Raw genomic sequence first — 3,174 nt, forward strand, 5'->3', positions numbered from 1 at the left:
TAGTTGGCGCAGTAACTGTACCCGCAACATCCACATCCGCTGTGCCACTGACATTGAGCTCTTGATTTAAGGTAGTTGTACTATTAGCACCTAAGGCGACTGTACCTGAGTTTGCAGTCAGGTTAGTTGCGTTAGTCGTACCTGTTGAGCTGAATGTACCACCTCTGACGTTAATATCAGTAATCGGAGAAGTCTCAGTCCCTAATGAACCTGCATTCTCTAATTTACCATCAGCTTTAATATTTATCTCTGTGCTGGTTACTGTACCACTATTAGTCAAGGCTGCTGTATTTGGAATGCCATTGTCTTCATTACCTACATTTAAGGTATCACTCTCTAAGGTTGCTCCTTCTGCAACGCTCACTGCTCCCGCGTTGATATTGGTCGTTTTAACATCAGTTTTACCACCTGTAACGTTTACTGCGCCACCATCTACTGTTAAGTCTTTTGCGATCGTTAATGTACCTGTGGTATCAACTTGTCCATCCGGTCCTTTAACAGTAACGCTACCTGTAGTTACAGTACCTTTGTTATCTAGTTTCGCACTACCAGTCCCCCCTTGCTCATCACCAACAGTTAAATTGTTTGCGACCGTTAAAGACTTACCTGTATTAACACTAATTACACCATCTTGGATATTGGTGTTACCGATAGTGTTAGTTGCATCTAAGGTTAACGTACCGCTACCCGTTTTGTTCAATGTACCGCTTCCAGTGAATGCGGCATCGGTTTCTTGTGCCACTGTACCGCTCGCAACATTAGCATTCCATGTACCATCAACTGTTACTGTATCTGGAGCTGGAGTGGTTTTAAAGTTCTGGAAAAGCACATCGCCATCAACTAGATTAGTCGTTAACACTCCATTCTCATCTACATTTACTGTAGCTAATTTATCATCCGAACCTGTCGTAGATTTAATATTACCAACCGTTGCTGTACCGTTGACCGTAAATAAACCGTTATTAATTTCTACATCGCCATGACCTGCGGTTTGTAATTGACCGTTAACCGTCAATTTGGCTTGATTATCTGCATTGTAAGCTACATTGCTATCAATCAACACATCGCTGGTGCCGATAATGCTACCGCCGTTGGCAATATCCAATGTACCGTTAGAAACAGTCGTTTTACCGGTGTAAGTATTGGCTTTAGTAACAGTTGTTGTACCTATACCTGCTTGGGTTAAGTTACCTGCTCCTGTAACGTTGTTATCTAAGATATAGCTATCTGAACGGTTGATCTGTAAATTTGCCCCTGAACTTACAGTAACAGTACCATTACCAATGTCGCCCGAGGTACTACCATTCCCCACTTGCAATGTGCCTGAGTTAATTGTGGTTGTCCCTGTATAAGTGTTATCTTTTGTAACGATAGTTGTACCATTACCTGCTTGTATTAGGTTGCCATCACCTGTAACAGTGTTATCTAAAGTATAATTATCTGAACGATTGATTTTTAGAGTGGTATTGGCATCTGTTGTTACAGTGCCATTACCGATATCACCGGTAGTACCGCCATTACCGACTTGTAAAGTACCGCCGTGGATTTCCACATCACCGGTAAAGCTGGTATTATTATTGGTAACGATTGTTGTACCTGTATTGTTAGCTAATTGACTAATTTTTCCACTACCTGAAATCGCATTATCTAAAGTGAAATTATTGCTGCCGTGATCAAGTGAGAGAGTCGTACCTTCAGATAAAGCAATCTCACCACTACTAGCTGTACCCGTTGCATTACCATTTCCTAATTGCAACTCGCCACCAGAAACCGTTGTTCTTCCTGTGTAGGTATTATTTGCCCCCAAAATTAAGGTACCACTGTCCTCTTTAGTTAAGCCCCCACTTCCTGAAATAACGCTTTTTTCATCTAATGTTAATGTTTTGGTATCAGCTACACCAATCGTTGAATTTGCATTTAAAACAATTGGGTTAGCGCCTGATGTAGTAGTAACAATACCTGTTTCACTAGCAGTAAGTTTTCCACCATTAAGAGTTAAGACAGAATTAGTTAAAGTTAGACCATTAGTTAAATCTAATTCCCCACCTGCATTGAGGGTTGCCGATGATAAATTGGCAAGTGTCGCATTATTAGTAAATTGTACTTTTGCATTATCTAGAGTTAGTGATGAACTGGAGTAATTGGCATTAATTGTGCTTACTTTATTACTGTTATTATTACTGTTATTGGCAAATGTTAATGTTGATCCAGAAAAATTTCCTTGCTTACTTAAGTTAAAAGACGAGTTATTGCTGACTTTCATTGTTAAGCCATTGGCTTGTCCATGGTAAATGGTATCACTTGAAAGTCGACTATTATTGAAAACGTTAATTGTTGTATTATGACGACTATTATCTTGCCCAATTGCGATTTCAGGTGTTTCAAAAGTTGAGTTATCTAATGAAAATAAACCTGGACTGCTTTCCCCTAAAACGAGCAACTTTAACTTTAATCCTTGTGTATTCTCATTTTTTTGAATAGTAGAATTATAGAAGTATAATGATTGCTGAAGGTCACTGTTTCTCTTCTTACCGGGACCATAATCATAGAGAGTACCTACTTTTATTGTTGAGAAGTCGTTCTTGCTATTAAATCTTTCTTGTACTTTCTGTTTAAAGTCGTCAAAACTGGTGATATTGCGTGCTTCTACTAAAGCTGAAACAGTCTCATAGACAGAATTAATATGTAAGTTAGTATTAAAAATACCAATCCCAGCACCGTTTTGATTATTCTCCCAGTTTATATCAACAGCAAAAATATTTTGAATAGAAAGGGTTAAAAGAGAAACAACAAATATACCCTTTTTATATTTTTTCTCGCTATTTTTTAATTGTCTACTGGACTTTGTTTTCCCCTTAGAAGTGGCTAATTCTGAAACACATTGCCATACGCCTAATGTTGCATTCCAAACAACACGGTAAATTTTATTCATATAATGCTCCTTTAGGATTAAAAAAGATTCTTTAAGTAAAGATCACAATTTGCAATTACAAATCGTCAAAATCACGTTTATTTACCACTTGACATCCTCCCCACCATAAAGGACGGGGATTCCTACTAGCTCCCACACTTTTTGTGCGGGCTACTCTCGGTGGGTTCTTGTTGCTGACTTCTAATGAAGTTCACTTCACAAGCTCTACGGACATGTCCTGCCCTGACATTTTATTACGCGTG

Annotated in this window: 1 protein-coding gene and 1 pseudogene; both read right to left on the reverse strand. The window is 38.7% G+C overall.

Annotation, left to right across the window (positions count from 1 at the left end; genetic code table 11):
- The coding region (locus A3EO_RS13000) for a beta strand repeat-containing protein (RefSeq protein ID WP_248660648.1) at positions 1-2,440 on the reverse strand (2,440 nt) is incomplete at its 3' end.
- A 393-nt stretch (positions 2,441-2,833) separates the two neighbouring features.
- Positions 2,834-2,932 (reverse strand): annotated as a pseudogene (locus A3EO_RS13945) (ESPR domain-containing protein); the annotation flags it as partial.
- Positions 2,933-3,174: the final 242 nt, after the last annotated feature.

This window comes from Gallibacterium anatis DSM 16844 = F 149 (assembly GCF_000379785.1).
Taxonomy (GTDB): domain Bacteria; phylum Pseudomonadota; class Gammaproteobacteria; order Enterobacterales; family Pasteurellaceae; genus Gallibacterium; species Gallibacterium anatis.